The organism is Micromonospora sp. 4G55 (assembly GCF_016803375.1).
The window spans coordinates 1-3,395 of sequence record NZ_JAEVHN010000652.1; the positions used below are offsets into that span (position 1 = coordinate 1).

The 3,395-nt window shown below is 74.1% G+C and carries 2 pseudogenes; one reads left to right on the forward strand and one right to left on the reverse strand.

Annotation, left to right across the window (positions count from 1 at the left end):
- Positions 1-231: pseudogene (locus JNW89_RS31720) on the forward strand (lysine transporter LysE); the annotation flags it as partial.
- A gap of 10 nt (positions 232-241) precedes the next feature.
- Here the strand turns inward: JNW89_RS31720 and JNW89_RS31725 are convergent.
- Positions 242-3,395, reverse strand: a pseudogene (locus tag JNW89_RS31725) (penicillin acylase family protein); the annotation flags it as partial.

The window sequence follows — 3,395 nt, forward strand, 5'->3', positions numbered from 1 at the left end:
GTCTACTTCGTGGCCCTGGTGATCGGCCGGCAGGCGTCCGGTGGGTGGACGCCCGCCGGCCAGGTGGCCTTCGTGGCCGCGGCGTTCGCCGCCTCGGCGAGCTGGCAGCTGCTGGTGGCCGGCGGCGGCTCGCTGCTCGGCCGGCTGCTCGCCTCCGACCGTGGCCGGCTGGTCACCGCGCTGCTGGCCAGCGCTCTGATTGTGCTGCTGGCGCTGCGGATGGTCTGGTGAGCCGGCCGGCTCAGTGCGGGTACACCTCCAGTTCCCAGAGCGAGAAGCCGTAGGAGGTGGCCCGGGTCAGCCCGACCATCCGCACGTAGCGGGCGCCGGTCGCGGCGAACCGGTCGTTGTCGGTGCCGCCGTCCCCGGCGGTGGTGGACCAGACCGTCCGCCAGGTGGCGCCGTCGGTGGAGACGTCGATCCGGTACGACCGGGCGTGCGCCGCCTCCCAGCGCAGCACCGCGCGGGCCACCGGCCGGACCGCACCGAGGTCCACGGTGATCGACTGGTTGTCCGACCAGCCGCTCGACCACCGGGTGCCCGGATCGCCGTCCACCGCCCGGCTGGCCGGGAGGAAGAGTTGGCTGCTGGAGGCGGTGACGGGGCGGCCGGCGGCCAGGTTGGTCAGGTCGTCGCCGCGGCGGGCCGGGAATGACACCACCTGCTGATAGGTCGGCCGGTTCTGCCAGGCGACGACGGGCTGCTTCAGCCCGCCCAGCGGGGACTGCATGATGGCGTCGGCGCACCACTGGTCGCCGGCCGCGCAGGTCGCGTCGCCGGGATAGACCTCGGTCGCCGGTCGGGCGGCGGCGCTGCGCAGCGTGTCCAGCAGGATCTGCCGGCAGGCGGCGAGGTCGCCGCCCCCGCAGTACCGGCGGTCCGATCCGCCGGGCGCCGGTTCGCCCAGCACCGCGCGCAGGTCGGCGTCGACGTACCCCCACCAGCCGTACTGGAACGACGAGCCCTTGTGCCCCTGCGCCTCGTTGGCCGAGGTGGGCAGGGTGGACTCGTCGCCGCGCTGCTGTCCGGACGGCGACTCGTTGATCTGCATGGCGTTGACCAGCGCCTGGTACAGCTCCGCGCCGAGGGGCGCCTTGAACTGGCCGTTGACCAGCAGCGGCCACCAGGCGTCGAAGATCCGGATCGCGTCCGCGTGCCGGTACACCTTGCTGCCGGGGGCCGTCTCGACCCGCAGTGCGCCGTCGGCGCGCCAGGCCCGGAGCTGGCCCACCACGGCGGCCAGGTCGGCGTCGGTGACCGGCTGGCTCTCCAGCACCCGGATCAGCTCGTCGAGCACCTCGGCGCCGCGCAGGTCGGTGAGGCCGGCCCGCTCGACCAGCGAGGTCAGCGTGGCCCGGTCGAAGGTGCGCCCGTCCGCCAGCGCCGCCCGGATCGGCCGGTCCAGCAGGTTCGCCCGCTGCACCGGGCCGAAGCTGAAGTTGCCGTCGGCGGCCCCGAAGTCCTTGGCCTGCTTGTTGTTCCAGCTCACGTAGTAGTCCTGGTCCACCGAGTACGGATGCTCGGCCAGGGGCTGGTACGCGGCGGTGTTGGCGACCGGGTCGAAGTCGCGCCACTCGTACGCCGGATCGGCCTTCATCGGCAGGTTCGGGTCGGACCCGGCCGCGCGCACCGGGTTGAGCCCCGAGTTGGCGTACGCCGACTCGGTGGAGTTCACGTAGAACCAGTTGAACGCGTACCCGATGGTGCCGGCCGACTCGCGGAACGCCGCGGCGTCGCCCATCGCGGCCGGGTCGTTGAACATCTGGAAGCCGATCGCCGAGTCCGCCTCGTGCCGGTAGGTGGAGCGCAGGTGGGTGAAGGCGTGCGGCTGGCCGCCCACGGTGCCCCGCCAGGCGACCAGGCCGAGCGCGGTGCGCCGGGCGACCAGCCGGTACGACCCGGCGGCGGTGCCGTCGGCGAGGGTGGGCCGCCAGGCGTTGACGTGCGAGATCTCCTCCATCGGCTGGCACCGACCCCGGTAGCGGTAGTGGTTGCTGGCCAGGGTGGGTGCGCTGCCGTCCACCGTGCACAGCGGCAGCGCGTAGGTGTCGGTGGTGTCGTGGGCCGACGAGGTGGCGCTCCAGGCGTAGTCCTGGCCCCGGCCCAGCAGCACGTAGAGGTTGAGCCCGGCGAAGGCGGCGCCGCGCGCGCTGATCCCCGGCCCCTGCAACTCCTGCACCATCAGCAGCTGGGGGGAGAAGTAGCCGGTCTGCGGGCCGAACACGGCGATCGGGTGGCCGGTGGCGGAGTGCTCGGCCGAGATCACCGCCGCGTTGGACATGCCTCGGCTGGCCCGGCCGATGGTCAGCCCGGACAGCGCGGCGGCCAGCTCGGACGGCCCGCCGGCGGCGGCGCCGGTGGCCCCGCCGGTGGCGTCGCTGACCGACCGGTTCCACCCGGGCCGAGTCGCCGTCCGGCAGCACCACGCTGGCCGCGTTCGCGGGGGCGCCACCGTACGGGAAGCTCTGCCCGTCGTGCAGGGTCAGCACGGTCTCCGGGTTCTCCTGGCTGCGGAAGGCGGTCCAGACCCGGTCACCCTCGACCACGCCGTAGCGGGCTCGGGCGGCCAGCCGGACCAGCGCCGACTGCATCTCGTTGCCGCCCCCGCCGCCGAACAGCCCGCCCACCACGCCCGCGATGGCGATCAGGTCGGTCATCCGGAACGGCTCGGGCCCGCCGGCGTTGGTGACCGCGTCCAGGTGCCCGGTGAGCACGTACTCGCCGGGGCAGTTGCGGTGCGCCATGCAGTGCCCGATGTAGGCGTTGATGCCGGCGATGTACTCCTGCACGTCGGCGTGGAGCTGCTCGCCCCGCGGGCCCTTGCGCCGCAGCGCCTCCACCTGTGCCGCCAGGTCCGCCTCGGTGTACGGCGAGTTGCGCCAGACGCTCTGCTCCAGCGCCCGGTTGCCGGGCGCGCCTCCGGCGAACGGGGTGAGCGTGCCCCGCCCGACGTGGCGCAGCAGGTCGATGGTGAACAGTCGGTCCTCGGCGCCGGCGTAGCCGGCTCCGAACATGGTGCCGCCGCGGGTGCTGCCGGTGACGTGCGGGACGCCGGTCGCCCGGTCCCGCACGATGGTCACGTCGGCGCGCGGCGAGTAGCTGCGCTCGACCTGGTCGGCTGGCACCCCGAAGCCCGCGTCGTTGAAGAACGCGCCGAGCTGGTCCTCGCGCAGCCCCGCGTAGCCGTAGACCAGGTCGGCGTACCGGCCGAGCTGGTCACCGGCGTGCCGGGGCAGGGTGCCGAGGGCCTGGTTGGCGAGCACCTCGACGAGGGTGGCGTTGCCGTTCTGCCCAGGCGGCAGGATGTCCGAGCATTCGCCGAGACAGTGGTCGCCCGCGGCGAAACCGCTGGTGGTGGCGGTGGTGGCGGCGGGCGCGGCGGCGGCGGGGGCGGT